Here is a 15,910-nt window from a genome sequence, read left to right as displayed (position 1 = left end):
GGTGTTACCCGATACCGATCCGTTAAAGACGAACGCTGAACCTGTGGCTAGGGAGCTTGCTCCCGCTGGGCTGCGCAGCAGTCCTAAAAAACAGGGCCGTTTCGCGCCCCAGCGGGAGCAAGCTCCCTAGCCACATAGCCACATAGCCACATAGCCACGCAGCGGTCAGGCAGCTACCGGCGGCGGCAGGGTCGCCACCAGGCGGATCGACGCGGTCAACTCCTCCAGTTGGAAGTGCGGCCGCAGGAACACCGTGGCCTTGTAGGCGCCGGGCTTGCCGGCCACCTCCGTCACGTCCACCCGGGCTTCGCGCAATGGGTACTGCGCCTTGATCTCTTGCGGCGCGTTGTCATTGATCAGCACGTAGTCGGCAATCCAGTTGTTGAGGTAGGTCTGCACGTTGTCGCGGGTCATGAAACTGCCGACCTTGTCACGCATGATCACCTTCAGGTAATGGGCAAAACGCGAAGCCGCGAGTACATACGGCAACATCGCCGAGATCCGCGCGTTGGCGTTGGCCTCGTTGGTGTTGTAGACCTTGGCCTTGTTGGTGGTCTGGCCGCCGAAGAACACCGCCACGTCGCTGTTTTTCTTGTGGCACAGGGAGATGAAGCCCAGGTCGTTGAGTTCTTTTTCACGGCGGTCGGTGATCGCCACTTCGGTCGGGCATTTGAGCGACAGGTCCCCGGAGCTGGTACGGAAGGTATGGGCCGGCAGGCCTTCGACCGCGCCACCACCTTCGGCCCCGCGAATCGCCGCGCACCAGCCATATTTGGCGAAGGCTTCGGTAATGCGTTGCGCCAGCGTCCAGGCGGCATTGCCCCACAGGTATTTGCTGTGGTCGGTGCCGTTGACGTCTTCGACGTAGTTGATGCCTTCCACCGGCAGCGTGTCCGGGCCGTAGGGCAGGCGCAGCAGGAAGTGCGGCAACACCAGGGACACATAACGCGAGTCTTCGCTTTCCCGGAAGGCGCGCCACTTGATCAGTTCCTGGCTCTCGAAAATCTTCGACAGGTCCCGGGGGATCGCCAGTTCGGTGAAGCTGGTCATGTCGAACAACCGCGGGCTGGCGGCGGCGATGAACGGGGCGTGCGCGGCAGCGGCGACGTTCGAGAGTTTTTCCAGCAGGCCGATGTCCTGGGGATGCCGGCCAAAGGTGTAGTCACCCACCAGCAGGCTGAACGGATGCCCGCCAAAGGTGCCGTATTCTTCTTCGTAGATTTTCTTGAACAGCGCGCTCTGGTCGAATTCGACGGCTTTTTCCAGGTCGTTCTGCAGTTCTTTCTGAGTGACGTTGAGCAGGCGCAATTTCAACCGGGTGCTGGTTTCGGTGTTCTGCACCAGCAGGTGCAGGCCGCGCCAGGAGGCTTCGAGTTTCTGCAGGTCGGGGTGGTGCAGCACTTCGTTGAGCTGGGCGCTGATCAACTCGTCGATCTGGCTGATGCGGTCGTTGATCATCGCCACCGTGTCCTTGTCGATGGCCATGCCTTCGTCGAGGACCTGGGTGGCGAATTCGGCCAGCATGTCGCGGGCGTAGTCTTGCTGGCTGTCGTCGTGGGCCATGCGGCCTTCGGCGATGATCTTGTCCAGCAGGGACAGGGTCTGGGTCGTGCTCTCGCTGGTTTGAGCGCTGGATGAAGCAGGCATGGCGGTATCTCCCTTGAATGATGCGCGCGATCAGGCCTGTGGTTCGGCCGGGGCAGGGTCATCGTTGGCGGCGACGGTCGGCAACTCCTGCGTCGCGTCCTGGGGCCGGGCCGACTTGATCTCCTGCAGGCCCTCGGTGTTGGCGATCACGTCACGCAGCAATTTGTCCAGGTCATCGTTGCCGTCGAGCTTGGTCAACAGATCCCGCAGGCGTTGGCGCGCTTCGAACAACCGACGCAACGGCGTGACCTGCTCCACGACCTTGACCGGGTCGAAGTCGTCGATGTGGCGGAAGTTGAGCTCGATGTTGAGCTTGCTGTCGTCGCCGCTGAGGGTGTTGTTCACCTGCAGCGTGGCGCGGGGGGAGATGGAGGCGAGCACCTCGTTGAAGTTGTCCCGATCGATTTCCGTGAAGCGCCGCTCATTGAGCTTGGGCAGCGGGTCCAACGGCTTGCCCGAGAGGTCGGCCAGAATGCCGACCACCAGTGGCAATTCTTTTTTCTCGATGGCGTTGCCGATTTCCACGTCATAGGTGATCTGGACGCGGGGAGGACGGACTCTGTCGAGCTTGTGCTGGGTACTTTCTGCCATGGCGGCCGACTCCGATGCATGTGTGGGAGCAATGCATCGGGAGTCCCGCTCATCGCATTCCCTTGCTGATCCGCAGGTTGCAAACGGGCGGCAGAAAACCTGTCATTCCCTTGACGAACCTGGTCCATTCAACCGTGTGGGTCGAACTACCCAAGACGCTAGAACAGGTCTATAAAAAAGCAAGCAAAAACAATTTTTGACCGCTGAGAAAAGGAAGATTCATTTTGCGTGGGTTTTTTTATGGATTTTTTTTGAGCCTGGCACTCACCGGTTGCTCGCTCTTTGCCCCCAGTGTCGACCTGGACAGCCTGACCCTGGACGTCGCGCCCCGGGCCAATGACGACACGCCGATCGCGGTGGATTTCATCGCGGTGAACGACCCGGACCTGCTCAAGCAGCTGTCGGGCATCACCGCCAGCCAATGGTTCGCCGAGCGCGAACAGTTCCAGCGCGACTATCGTCAACTCATGTCGGTGTGGGGGCTGGAGCTGGTCCCGGGGCAATTCATCGACCGCCAACCCTTCCCGTTGGAGGGCCGGCGCGCCGCTGGACTTTTGGTCTTCGCCAGCTATAACACTCCCGGAGCCCACCGGCTTCGGCTGGACGATCAGCGCAAGGCCTGGCTGAAGTTCGACAGTCGCGAGATGACCCTCGTCAACGATGGCCAGCGTGATGACCATCAGCCTTGAGTAAACCGCGGGCCGCCATGGGCGGCGACATTGGGATGTCGAAGGGAGTCGTATGAGTCTGTTACCTGACGCGGTGTGCTGGCATGAGGGCATGCAATTGCTGCCCCAGCATTTTCAATTGCAGGGGCTGCGTGCCGAGGCCTTGGCTGCGCATTTCGCCGGGGCCTGCAACCCTTGGTTCTGGGGCGTCAGCCAGTTGGAGGTCGACCCGTCGGCCCTCAGTGCCGGCCAGGTACGGCTGCTGCAATTGCAAGGGACCTTGCCGGATGGCTTGCCGGTCAACCTGCAGGCTGGCGTCGGGCCGACGCTGGAGCTGGACATCACCGAGGCCATCGACAAGACCGCCGACGCCACCGTGACCGTGTACCTGGCCGTCAGCCCACTGTGGCGCGCCGGGCAACTGCTGCCGCTCAAGGGCCGTTTGCAGTCGGTGGTCGGCGAGGCGTTGCCGGACCTCACCAGCGGTGAGTTTCCCGAATCGATCACTGTCTGGCGACCCAACCCGAGGTTGTGCACGCAACTGAGCAAGGCCGATTCGATCTGCCTGCCGTTGCTGCGCATCCGCAAGGAGGGCGGTGGCTTCTGGCGCGTGCCCTACACGCCACCAACGCCGGTCCTGTTGCCGGAATCGGTCCTCGGCCGGCGGGTCGCCGGGGTGTGTGCCCGGGCCCGGGAAAAGTGCATGTTCCTCGCCGGTCGCTTGCGTCAGGCCCAGGCGGCCGGCAACCAGGACGATGCCATGGAGATTCGTCGGCAATTGACCGCCTTGTGGGCGCGCTTGCCGGAAGTCGAAGGGGCGCTGAACACCCGCGTGGCGACGCCCCAGGCACTCTACGGTTTGCTGCTGGGGCTGGCCGGGAGCTGGTCGGCCCTCGATCCGCTGGCGGGCGTCCCGGCCTTCGCACCGTTGGATTTTCTCGAGTTGCAGCATGGCTACGAGCCGTTGCTGGATTGGCTGGAAACCACCCTGGAGCTGGTCCGTGCCGGCTATCGCAGCCTGGCCTTCGAGCGCAACGAGCAGGTCTTCTCGATCCAGTTGCCGGACGACCAGCCGGATCAACGCCTGGTGATCGGCCTGCGCATGCCCAACGGTGCCAGCGAGCAGGCGGCGGCCGACTGGTTGCGCGGGGCGATCATCGCGTCGGCGCGCCACGTCCCGCTGCTGAGCCGGCAACGCATGAGCGGTTTGTCCCACCAGGCCATGAGCCGCAACGAACAGGTGGCCTACAGCGTCGGCGACGACACCCGTTTGTTCGTGGTGGCCGCCAGCGGGCAATGGTTCGACGGGCAATTGCCGCTGCACATCGTGGCACCGGCATCGGCCCAGGCCAGCAGCCCGTGGCAAGTGGTGTTGTTCGTGGCGCAAGCCAGTGAAAGTGCCTGATCGCAAAAGGGGAGTCGTATGCCTGACGGAAGTGGCGGGGCGGTTCGGAGTCTGCATGAGGCGCCGCTGAGCAGCGCTTTTCGCCAGGCCTGGCTGAAGTGGTCCCAGGAGTGGCAAGACTTGCCCAGGGACAGCGACCCCGCGGTTTTGGTCAACCGGGTGGTGGAGTTTTCCGGGCGCAGTGCCCAACGCCTGTGGCGGGTGGCCTTCGCCACCGTCGGCGATGCGGCCACCGAGCAGGTCAAGGCGCTGGTCTATGCCTTCGTCGCGCTGGTGGACGAAACCCTGTTGTTCAGCCCTTGGCCCGGCCAACTGGCCTGGCAGCAGCACCCCCTCGAATCACGCATGTATGCCAGTCGCCAGGCCGGCGAGCGCTTGCCGGCGGCGATCAAGAAATTGCTGGACGAGCAGATGCCCGGTACCCGGGACCTGGCGAACGTCTACCTGCAGTGCCTGATCCTGGGGTTCCAGGGGCGATTGCGGGACGAGCCCGGCCAGGTCCAGCAGGCCAAGTGGCGCGCGGCGCTGTTCACCTTCGCCTGGCAACACGACCCCGATTACGTCGACGTCAGCCAGCGCCTGGCGTTGGCCGCGGCGACACCGCCGGTGCGCATGCCGGTGCAGCAGTCGTTGCCGGACGGCTTGCGCCTGGGGCTGGCGATCCTGGCGATGGTGTTGTTGCTGACCGGCTTGGGGCAGGTGTTCTGGCGTGACATCCGTTTGGAACTCGAGCCGGTGTTGCAACTGAACGAGTCGGCGGTGGTTCAGGAGCAGGACTCATGAGCACCCTGAGCATCGTTGCCCTGGTATTGATCGCCATCGTCGTGGTGCTGTTGATCGCGGCCCTGATCTGGTGGCTGCGGACCCAGGGCGGGGCGGCGATCCGCAGTTTCTATGGGGCGGTGCGCCACATGGAACAGGAGCAGGGCACCCGGGACCGCTATCAGATGCCCTGGCTGATGATGCTCGGCAATGAAACCGACGGTGCCCGACTGTGCGCCCAGTGGCGCTTGCAACCGACCGACAAGGCGGCCTGGTTCGGGCGCTGGTTTTCCGATGCCGAAGGCGCGGTGCTGGTGGTGCCCCAGGCGTTGTTCCTGCCCGATGAAGGCATGAACCGGCAACGGGGCAACTGGTGGCGCCTGCTCGGGCTGATGTTGCGCTTGCGCAGCAAACGGCCATTGGATGCGGTGATCTGGACCGTGCCGTTCAGCACCCTCGATGACATCGAGCACACCACCGAGCTTAGCCTCAAGGTCCGGCGCTGCTTCATCGACCTTTTGCAACGCTTCGGTCTCAGCCTGCCGGTGTATGTGGTGATGACCGGGATGGAAGAACTGCCCGGGTTCCAGGAACTGGTCAGTGCGCTGCCCGCCGAGGCACGGGAGTCGATGCTGGGCTGGTCGTCGCCGTATTTGCCGGATGCGGCGTGGCAGTCGCAGTGGAGTGATCAGGCCCTGGACCAGGTCAACGCCGCGCTGTCGCAGTCGATCATCGAGATCGGTGCGCTGTCGGGACAATTGGGTAACGATCTCTATGGTTTGCCGGAGCGTTTCGAAGGCTTGCGGCGGGCCTTGCAGATCCTGCTGGAGCCGGTGTTCCAGGGCAACGCCCAAGGTGAAGCGCCGCGCTTTCGCGGGGTGTATTTCACCGCCAGCCAGGCGCCGGCCGTCAGTGACGACGGGTTGACCGCCGCCGACAGCGCCCAGGGGCAAACCGTGTTCGCCCGGCAATTGTGGTCGCGGCGGCTGGTGGCCGAGCGTGGCCTGGCCCAGCCTGTGCCACGGCTGTTGCGCTTGCGCCAGCGTGGGCATCGGTTGGCCGCGGCGGTGGCGTTGGTGGTGGGCCTGGTGTGGCTGGGGGGCATGGTGTGGGTCTGGCACGATTCGGTGGAGCAAGCCGAAGGGTTGTCGCGGTTGATCCTCAGCGCCCATAAGAACCACCTCGTCGTCGACCCCGACGAACCGCAACTGGAGCCGACCCGGCACAACGTGCAGAACTACTGGAACGTGTTGGAAAAAGCCCCGCGCTGGCGCTTTGTCTCGGTGGTCTTTCCCACCTCGTGGTTTTCTTCCGTGGACACGCAACTGGAGAATGGGTTGCGCCTGACCGCCCGGCATCATTGGATCTTGCCATTGCGGGATCTGTTGAACGCAGACCTGGAGCAACTCAAGTCCATCCGCAACACCGAGCGCCGGGGCAACGTCGAGAGTGAAGACCCGGCGCAATGGCAGAGCTACGTGAAGGCCAAGGCACTGGTGGACCTGGCGGTACGCCTGGAGCAGCACAACCAGATGTTCAGCCAGGTGGTGAACGACCCCAAGGCGCCGCTGGACGAACTGGTGCAACTGAGCAATACCGCGTTGTCCCTGGGACTCAACACCGGCACCTTGAGCCGCGCACATTTCTACAACCGGGTGCTGTTCGATGCCCAGAACAGCGATTTGAAAGGGTTGGACCTGAACGCCGAGCGCCCGGTGATCTCCGATAACTTCACCGGCCTGATGCAGCGCTGGCTGGACCATTACTTCCTGGCGGACAACTTCGTGCGCCAGGCCGGTTACCTCAAGCTGCACCTGCAACGGCTGGAGGCCGGCAGTGGCAATTCCTTGAGCGAGCTTGAAGACCTGATGGCGCTGATCGACGATTTGCAGACGCTGGTCAGCCTGACCAATTCGGCCTGGGGCCGAGGCAAGGGCCAGGACCTGGTACCCGGCTACAGCCAGATGCTGGACAAGGTCAGTCACAGCGCTTTGCTGGGGCCGGATATCGAGCAGGACCTGGAGAGCCAGGCGGCGAAGTTGCAGCAGAGTTTTCGTGACCAGTGGATCGTCCAGACCGGCTCCCGGGACAACCTGCTGGTGCAACAGGGCAGCGGCCTGCTGGTTTTGCAGGACCATGTCACGGCGCTGGACGGTGCGGTGCAGGCACTGTTCAAGCGCGATTTCGTGGCGTTGGCCATGCAGAAGGATCCGTCGGACAGCAACCCCGATGCGATGGGCCAGGGCGATGGCAGTGATGATTTCAGTGTCGCCCTGAACTACTTCGCCAGCTACAAGAGCTATGCCAGCGAAGAACTGCCGCGCATTCCGCCGGATTACCGTGACGCACTGATGCAGGCCGCCGAAGGCGCCGCGGCACGGGCCATGTGGTTGAGCCTGGATGAAAGCAACGCGTCGTTGCCCGGCATGGGCTTCAATGTGCAAACGACCCAGGCCGTGGCGCTGCAAAAAGCCTTCATGGATGTGCACCGCGGCGACCTGGCGATCCGTTTCCAGCGTCTGCTCAATCGCCGGGCATTGGCGCAGATCAAGAGTGGCCTGGACGAAATCGATGCCCAGCCGCTGTTCAGCCAGCGGGCCGATGTCCAGCGCTGGGACGGTTCGAAGAACTTCGGCTTGCAGCTGTACGGTGCCAGCGATCCACAAGACTTGAAGCTGAGCCTGAGCCAGCAGTTCGGCGTGATGCTGCAGGTCGCCGAGCAGCGAATGCCCGCCCTGGAATGGTTGATCGTCCAGCAGGACAACCTGTCGGCCCTGGAGCACGACCAGGTGGCGCGCTTCATGGCCCTCAACGATGAATTGCTCAAGTACAAGAACCAGAACCCGGCCAGCTCGGCGGCCCAATTGGAGCAATTGGTGAGCCGGGACTTCATCACCATGGACACCACGTCCTGTGCGCAGATCTTGCAGACCTCCAGCCTGCCCAGCGGGCGCGGTGACCTGGCCCAGCGTACGGTCGCGTTGCAGCAGGGCGCCCTGCAACGGTGCCTGTACCTGCAACAGAACCAGGCGGCGAGCGCCTGGAATGACGTGGCCAACTATTTCAATCAATACCTGGCCGGGCGTTTTCCGTTCGCCCAGGATGTGCGCGCCAGCGATGCCGACCCGGCGCGGGTCCAGCACCTGCTGGAGCTGATCGACACACGCCTGCCCCTGGCCCAGGCCGGGCTGGTGTTGAGCCAGACGCCGGACCGCCTGGCGGCCGAGGATTTTCTCAACCGTTTGAAACAGGCCGGCACCTGGCTCGGGCCGCTGTTCGTGCGCGACAAGAGTGGCATTCTGGGGGTGGAGATGGACGTGCGCTGGCGGACCGATCGTGATGAAGAGCGCGGCGCTGACCAGGTGATCGCCTGGAGCCTGGACGCCGGCAACCAACAGATCAGCTACCCCGGCGGCGGCCAGCAGAACCTGCGGTGGATGGTCGGCCAGCCCGTGCGCCTGACCTTGCGCTGGGCCCGCAACGGCTACCAGCGTCCGGCCAACGATCCATTGCAACCGAACCTGGTGGTGCGCGACCTGGAGGCTGGCTGGGAGTACCAGGGGCCGTGGTCATTGCTGCGCCTGATGCGCGCGCTGGGATCGGCCCAGCGTCAGCCGAATGTCGACTACACCGATTTTCCCCTGGCCCTGCAACTGCCGGTCACTGCCCAGACCCAGGCCCGCACGGCGGAGCAGACACGGATGTTCGTGCGCCTGTCGTTGATGAGCCAGGGTTCCAAGCTGCCGTTGTCGATCCCGCCGCTGCCGACGCGGGCACCCCGATCACCTTTCATGGCGACCTCATCGAGCCCCGCCATCGCCACCCGTGAGGAGGGCCTGTGAGCGTGCCGATATCGCCTTTGCCCGAGTTGGTCACTCAGTTGCTCGAGCCGATCAGTGCCGAGTTACCCTGTGGTCTCGACCTGCGCTACGAGCCGGAATACGACCAACTGCGCGAATTGCGCCGGGAGGACGACACCAGCTTGCCTACCGGTGTGTGGCAGTCTTCGATCAAGCGCGCCCTGTGGCCGGACCTGGAACGGCTCGCGACCACGCTGCTGCTCGAGCGCAGCAAGGACTTGATGATCAGTGCCTGGCTGGGAGAGGCCTGGTTGCATCGGGCCGGGCTGGAGGGGTTGCCAGGCAGCCTGGCGCTGGTGGCGGGGTTGTGTGAACGCTATCCGGAGCAGTTGCATCCCCAGGCCGATGAAGGCGACCAGTCGTGGCGAGTGATCCCCTTGGAGTGGCTGGCCCGGCGCTACAGTGAAGTGTTGCTGACGCGGGTGCCATTGCTCGATGGTCGGGACCCGGCGTTTGCCAGTTTCTGCCTGGACGACTGGCAACGCTTGCAACGTCAGCAAGTGTTGGTCAACGACAGCAAGAACGCCAAGGCGTCGGCGGAAGCGGCGCGCAACGACCAAAAGAAACTCAGCGAACTGATTCGCAGCACTCCCTTGTCGTTCTGGTTGCATCGCCAGGGCAGCCTGATGTTGAGCCTGCAGCACCTGCAACGGCTCGAAGCCTGGAGCGACGCTTACCTGGGCAACCTGGCCCGGGCTACAAATCCCTGCAGGACGTGATTCAGGCGTTGCTGACACTGGTAGAGGAGTTCATCGCGATGCACCCACAACAACCCACCGTCGTGCCGGTGCAAACGTCCCCGGCGACGACGTCGACGCCCCAGCCCCAGGCGGCTGCCCAGGTCTTCCAGGAGCCGGCCAATCGTGAAGAGGCCTACCGGCAGCTACTGGTGATCGCCGGTTATCTGGCCCGTACCGAGCCCCATAGCCCGGTGCCCTACCTGATCCGGCGTGGCGTGGAGTGGGGCAACAAGCCGCTGAGCGAGCTGCTGGGCGAACTGATCAGTGCCGATGCCGAATCCCGACGGTTGTGGACCTTGCTGGGGGTGCTTTAAAGCTGCACGTCGGGTAGCGGCACCGGCGTCAACACCGGTTTGCCGGCAAAGAACGCGTTCAGGTTCTGGCCGACCAACTCCACCGTGCCACGCGTCGCTTCCGGCGACAGGCCGGCCACATGGGGCGTCAGTACGACGTTTGGCAGGTTTTTCAGCGCGTCCGGCACTTCGGGTTCGTGATCGAACACGTCCAGGGCCGCGCCGGCGATCCGCCGCTGTTCCAGGGCGCTGATCAGGTCGGCGGTGGCGACCACACTGGCGCGGGCGATGTTCACCAGGAAGCCATGGGGGCCCAGGGCGTCGAGGGCCTGTTTGTTGATCAACTGCCGGGTATCCAGGCCGCCGGGCGTGGCGACGATCAGGAAGTCCGAGACCCGGGCCAGTTCCGTGGGCGTGGCGCAGAAGGTGTAGGGCACGTCGTTGCGCAGCCGGCGATTGTGGTAGCTGACGCTCATGTCGAAGCCGAGGGCGGCGCGCTTGGCAATGGCCATGCCCACCGCGCCCAGGCCCAGCACGCCCAGGCGCTTGCCGGCCAGGGAAGGGCGCATGACCTTGGCCCACTCGCCACGGCGCACACTCGCATCGGCCGGGGGATGTCGCGCACCAGCGCCAGCAGCAGTGCCATGGCATGGTCGGCCACCGACGACGCGTTGACCCCGGCGCCGTTGGTTACCACGATGCCCCGCTGGCGCGCGGCCTGCAGGTCCACCTGCTCGTAACCGGCACCGATCACGCAGATGATTTGCAGATTGGGCAGGGCGCCGATTTCTTCCGCCGTCAAACCCAGGGGGCCGCGGGTCAGTACCGCACTGAAGCGTTCACCGTGTTCGAAAATCGCTGTCTTGCGTTCGGCCGGCGTGGGCGCCAATTCCAGGTGGTAACCCTGCCGTTCGAGAATCGGCAGGTATTCATTGACGGTTTCAACCAGTACCAGAACGGTTGCGGTCATGCTGGGCTCCTGTGGGCGCTGGATCGATTGTGGCTATTCAACCTGATTGTAGGAGCCGGGGGCAGGGGGCTTGGCTTTTTATGTGCATTTCGGTTGCCGTGGTGCCTTTGTGTGGGCGCCTGACAGATGGCCTGTCTCGCTGCTCGTACTCCGATCCAATGGTGGGAGCGAGCTTTGTGGGAGCAAGGCTTGCCCGCGATAGCAGCGCCTCGGTAGCAACTTGCACCCCGAGTCGCCTGCATCGCGAGCAAGCTCGCTCCCACAGGGGATGCAGGGAAATACAGGGACAATTCCACTGCGGCGATCTGATCCGCATAACCGCTCCTCAGCTAAGTCTTTGCTTCTGCTCGTGAATCCCGGACAATCGCGCCCCTGTTTCGGTCAGGGCGCTGCCTGTCGGGGTTTTCCGACTCGTCCCGGCCGGGTGCATGTGACCGGAAAGCGGAGATCCGACCGGATGAATGATCAGGCCAATAGCGTCGAAGAGCGCTTTGAAACGACAGTCCCAGCCACCCTCAGCCAATGGAGTCGCCAGGACACCACCTGGATGCTGGGTCTGTTTGGCACCGCCATCGGTGCCGGCACTCTGTTCTTACCCATCAATGCGGGCCTGGGTGGCTTTTGGCCGCTGCTGATCCTGGCGTTGCTGGCGTTCCCCATGACGTTCTATGCCCATCGGGGCCTGACCCGTTTCGTGTTGTCCGGTCGCGATGGCGCGGACATCACCGAGGTGGTGGAAGAGCATTTCGGCCTCAAGGCCGGTGCGCTGATCACGCTTTTGTACTTCTTTGCCATTTTCCCGATCCTGCTGATCTACAGCGTGGCGCTGACCAACACGGTGGGCAGCTTCCTGGAACATCAGTTGCACATCCAGTCGCCCCCTCGGGCCGTGCTGTCCCTGGTGCTGATCCTCGGCCTGCTGGCGGTGGTCCGTTGCGGCGAGCAGGCGATCGTCAAGGCCATGAGCCTGATGGTCTACCCGTTCATCGTGGCGCTGCTGTTTCTGGCGGTGTTCCTGATTCCCCACTGGAGCGGCGGTATCCTGAGCACGGCGTCGACGCCGCCGGAACCTTCGGCGTTGTTGCATACCTTGTGGCTGGCGATCCCGGTGATGGTGTTCTCGTTCAACCACTCGCCGATCATCTCGGCGTTTGCGGTGGACCAGAAGCGTCGCTACGGCGCCAACGCCGAGGAGCGCAGTTCGCAGATCCTGTCGCGCGCCCATGTGCTGATGGTGGTGATGGTGCTGTTCTTCGTGTTCAGTTGCGTGCTGACCCTGACCCCGGCGCAATTGGCCGAGGCCAAGGCGCAGAACCTGTCGATCCTGTCGTACCTGGCTAACCATTTCAGCAATCCGACCATCGCCTTTGCCGCGCCGTTGATCGCGTTTGTCGCCATTTCCAAATCGTTCCTGGGGCACTACATCGGTGCCAGCGAAGGCCTCAAGGGCCTGATCGTCAAGAGCGGCCGCCGTCCGGCACCCAAGACCCTGGACCGCCTCACCGCAGCGTTCATGCTGGTGGTGTGCTGGATCGTCGCCACCCTCAACCCGAGCATTCTGGGCATGATCGAAACCCTGGGCGGCCCGGTCATCGCAGCCATCCTGTTCCTGATGCCGATGTACGCCATCCGCAAAGTCCCGGCCATGGCCCGCTATCGCGGCCAGGCCTCCAACGTCTTCGTTGTGTTGGTGGGTTTGGTGGCGATTACGGCGTTGGTCTACTCCCTGATGGCCTGACTGGACCACAATGGTTGTGGTGGCGTGCACAAGTCTGCAAGTCGACACCATTACCCGTGGCGAGGGAGCAAGCTCCCTCGCCACAAGGACCAGGCTGGATGCAGCATCGCAGTACACCACCGAACCCCTGTGGGAGCGGGCTTGCTCGCGAAAGCGGTGGTTCGGCTGGCATCGAAATGACAGGCATAAAAAAACGCCGCCCCTCGCAAGAAGGGCGGCGTTTTCAGTCGGGCGTTTTAAGCTTTACGCTTGAACGACCGGGATGTTGGCGTTTGCAGCCGCTTCACGGAACTCGGCGATCTGGTCGAAGCTCAGGTAGCGGTATACGTCCGCTGCCATGCTGTCGATCTTGCCGGCGTATTCCATGTACTCCTCGACGGTCGGCAGGCGACCCAGGATCGAAGCCACGGACGCCAGCTCGGCCGAAGCCAGGTAGACGTTCGCGCCGTCACCCAGACGGTTCGGGAAGTTACGGGTCGAGGTCGACACCACGGTGGAGTTCGGCTCGACGCGCGCCTGGTTACCCATGCACAGCGAGCAGCCTGGCATTTCCATCCGTGCGCCGGCCTTGCCGTAGATGCCGTAGTAGCCTTCTTCGGTGAGCTGGTGAGCGTCCATCTTGGTCGGCGGCGACAGCCACAGACGGGTTGGCAGCTGACCCTTGACCTGCTCCAGCAGTTTACCGGCTGCGCGGAAGTGACCGATGTTGGTCATGCACGAACCGATGAACACTTCGTCGATCTTCTCGCCAGCAACGCTGGACAGCAGACGGGCATCGTCCGGGTCGTTCGGCGCGCAGAGTACAGGCTCGCTGATGTCGGCCAGATCGATTTCGATGACTTCGGCGTATTCGGCGTCGGCGTCGGCTTCCATCAGTTGCGGGTTGGCGACCCAGGCTTCCATCGCTTGGGCGCGACGTTCCAGGGTACGTGCATCACCGTAGCCTTCGCCGATCATCCAGCGCAGCAGGGTGATGTTCGATTGCAGGTACTCGGTGATCGACTCTTTCGACAGCTTGATGGTGCAACCGGCAGCCGAACGTTCGGCCGAGGCGTCGGACAATTCGAAAGCCTGTTCCAGGGTCAGGCCTTCCAGGCCTTCGATTTCCAGGATGCGGCCGGAGAAGGCGTTTTTCTTGCCTTTCTTCTCGACGGTCAGCAGGCCGTTCTGGATGGCGAAGTACGGAATGGCATGAACCAGGTCACGCAGGGTGATGCCAGGTTTCATTTTGCCTTTGAAGCGCACCAGGATCGATTCCGGCATGTCCAGCGGCATGACACCGGTGGCAGCGGCGAACGCGACCAGGCCGGAACCGGCCGGGAACGAGATGCCCATCGGGAAGCGGGTGTGCGAGTCACCACCGGTACCCACGGTGTCTGGCAGCAGCATGCGGTTCAGCCACGAGTGGATGATGCCGTCGCCCGGACGCAGGGAAACGCCGCCGCGGGTCATGATGAAGTCAGGCAGGGTGTGGTGGGTAGTCACGTCGATCGGCTTCGGATAGGCCGCGGTGTGGCAGAAGGACTGCATTACCAGGTCAGCCGAGAAGCCCAGGCACGCCAGGTCTTTCAGTTCGTCACGGGTCATCGGACCGGTGGTGTCCTGGGAACCCACGGTGGTCATCTTCGGTTCGCAGTAGGTACCCGGGCGCACGCCTTGGCCTTCCGCCAGACCGCAAGCCTTGCCGACCATCTTCTGCGCCAGGGTGAAACCCTTGGTGCTTTCAGCGGGGGCTTCAGGCTTCTTGAACAGATCGAACGCTGGCAGGCCCAGTTCGGCGCGTGCCTTCTCGGTCAGGCCACGGCCGATGATCAGCGGGATACGACCGCCGGCACGGACTTCGTCCAACAGGACCGGGGTCTTCATTTCGAAGGTGGTCAGGACTTCATCGGTACCGTGCTTGCAGACTTTGCCAGCATGCGGGTACAGGTCGATCACGTCGCCCATGTGCATGTTGGACACATCGAATTCGATCGGCAGGGCGCCGGCGTCTTCCATGGTGTTGTAGAAAATCGGTGCGATCTTGCTGCCGAAGCAGAAACCGCCGGCGCGCTTGTTCGGAACGAAAGGAACGTCGTCACCGAAGAACCACAGCACCGAGTTGGTCGCCGATTTGCGCGACGAACCGGTACCGACCACGTCACCGACGTAGGCGATCGGGAAGCCTTGGCCACGCATCTCTTCGATCTGCTTCATCGGGCCGGTCTTGCCTTGTTCATCAGGCACGATGCCGTCACGGGCCATTTTCAGCATGGCCAGGGCGTGCAGCGGGATGTCCGGGCGGGACCAGGCATCAGGGGCAGGGGACAGGTCGTCGGTGTTGGTTTCGCCGGTGACCTTGAACACCCGCAGGCTGATCTTGTCGGCCAGCACAGGGCGGTTCTTGAACCACTCGCCGTCGGCCCAGGATTGCAGCACGGCCTTGGCGTGAACGTTACCGTTCTTGGCTTTTTCAGCCACGTCGTGGAAGGCATCGAACATCAGCAGGGTGTGCTTGAGTTCCTTGGCGGCTACCGGCGCCAGTTCGGCGTCGTCCAGCAGTTCCACCAGGGTCACGATGTTGTAGCCGCCCTGCATGGTGCCGAGCAGTTCAACGGCGCGCTTCTTGTCCAGCAGAGGGGATTGGGCCTGGCCCTTGGCCAGGGCGGAAAGGAAACCGGCCTTGACGTAGGCGGCTTCGTCGACTCCAGGCGGAACGCGATTGGTGATCAGGTCAACGAGGAAAGCTTCTTCGCCAGCCGGAGGATTTTTCAGCAGCTCGATCAGGCCTGCGGTTTGTTCGGCGTTAAGCGGCTGGGGAACGATACCCAGGGCTGCGCGCTCTTCGATATGTTTGCGGTAGGCTTCAAGCACAGTTATTACCCTCATCAGTGGTCCCAAATGGGTGTCCGGGACGCTCATCCAGAAACCCACGGTACTCATGCGCGTCGGCGGCTTTTTGAGCCACCACGCCAGAGTTTCCGGAGTTCCTCACAGAAGCTGCTTTCAAAGTTTTACGCCTGCAGAACGGGAGCTGATGAGGGTTGGCGTTGGGCTTTCCCCGCTGGAAAGACCCTTCGCCAACACCGCTCTGAAGGAACGACTGTGCTCGTGACGCTTTGAAAACAGCTTCTAACGGACATTGGCGCCTTAAAAGGCTGGCTGATTCTACGGGAAAAAAAAATTAAAGGTAAGTTGGGCGCTCAAGTTTGAGGGGTGATCAATCTTAGACAAAGGGCTAACATGCCAGCCTGTCC

The 15,910-nt window shown here is 63.0% G+C and carries 8 protein-coding genes and 2 pseudogenes; 6 read left to right on the top strand and 4 right to left on the bottom strand.

Annotated elements, in window-relative coordinates; genetic code table 11:
- Positions 1-165 precede the first annotated feature (165 nt).
- Both tssC and tssB read right to left on the bottom strand, forming a co-directional pair.
- Complete coding sequence (gene tssC / locus ACZ5M5_RS17870; RefSeq protein ID WP_060741946.1) at positions 166-1,647, bottom strand: type VI secretion system contractile sheath large subunit; 1,482 nt, start codon at positions 1,645-1,647, stop codon at positions 166-168.
- A 30-nt stretch (positions 1,648-1,677) separates the two neighbouring features.
- Positions 1,678-2,238 carry a type VI secretion system contractile sheath small subunit gene (gene tssB, locus ACZ5M5_RS17865; protein WP_060741947.1) on the bottom strand — a complete coding sequence of 187 codons (561 nt, stop codon included), beginning with the start codon at positions 2,236-2,238 and terminating at the stop codon, positions 1,678-1,680.
- Positions 2,239-2,462: 224 nt separating this feature from the next.
- Between tssB and ACZ5M5_RS17860 the strand changes: the two genes are divergently transcribed.
- From ACZ5M5_RS17860 to tssA, 5 genes and pseudogenes are all read left to right on the top strand, one after another.
- Positions 2,463-2,927 (top strand): hypothetical protein, encoded by a 465-nt coding sequence (locus ACZ5M5_RS17860; protein WP_060741948.1) that lies wholly within the window; start codon positions 2,463-2,465, stop codon positions 2,925-2,927.
- Between the two features lie 52 nt (positions 2,928-2,979).
- Positions 2,980-4,311: a type VI secretion system baseplate subunit TssK gene (gene tssK / locus ACZ5M5_RS17855; protein ID WP_060741949.1), complete on the top strand. Its 1,332-nt coding sequence runs from the start codon at positions 2,980-2,982 to the stop codon at positions 4,309-4,311.
- A gap of 18 nt (positions 4,312-4,329) precedes the next feature.
- On the top strand, positions 4,330-5,094 hold the full coding sequence (locus ACZ5M5_RS17850; RefSeq protein WP_464737715.1) for a DotU family type IV/VI secretion system protein: 765 nt from the start codon (positions 4,330-4,332) through the stop codon (positions 5,092-5,094).
- Positions 5,091-8,915, top strand: a complete 3,825-nt coding sequence (locus tag ACZ5M5_RS17845) for a type VI secretion system protein (RefSeq protein WP_464737714.1) — start codon at positions 5,091-5,093, stop codon at positions 8,913-8,915. The genes ACZ5M5_RS17850 and ACZ5M5_RS17845 overlap by 4 nt, the downstream gene beginning before the upstream one ends.
- Positions 8,912-9,987: pseudogene (gene tssA, locus ACZ5M5_RS17840) on the top strand (type VI secretion system protein TssA). The gene ACZ5M5_RS17845 and the pseudogene tssA overlap by 4 nt, the downstream one beginning before the upstream one ends.
- Here tssA and ACZ5M5_RS17835 read toward each other — a convergent pair.
- Positions 9,984-10,936, bottom strand: a pseudogene (locus ACZ5M5_RS17835) (2-hydroxyacid dehydrogenase). The pseudogenes tssA and ACZ5M5_RS17835 sit on opposite strands and share 4 nt — an antisense overlap.
- Positions 10,937-11,393: 457 nt before the next feature.
- Here ACZ5M5_RS17835 and ACZ5M5_RS17830 point away from each other — a divergent pair.
- Positions 11,394-12,674, top strand: a complete 1,281-nt coding sequence (locus ACZ5M5_RS17830; protein WP_464737713.1) for a serine/threonine transporter — start codon at positions 11,394-11,396, stop codon at positions 12,672-12,674.
- Positions 12,675-12,917: 243 nt separating this feature from the next.
- Here ACZ5M5_RS17830 and acnB read toward each other — a convergent pair whose 3' ends face one another.
- The gene (acnB, locus tag ACZ5M5_RS17825; protein WP_060741955.1) at positions 12,918-15,527 is read right to left on the bottom strand and encodes a bifunctional aconitate hydratase 2/2-methylisocitrate dehydratase; all 2,610 of its coding nucleotides are present in this window, start codon (positions 15,525-15,527) and stop codon (positions 12,918-12,920) included.
- Positions 15,528-15,910: the final 383 nt, after the last annotated feature.

Source organism: Pseudomonas sp. Van50 (assembly GCF_055390755.1).
Note: the sequence above shows the minus strand (reverse complement) of the source record. Positions and strands in the feature narration are given on the sequence as shown.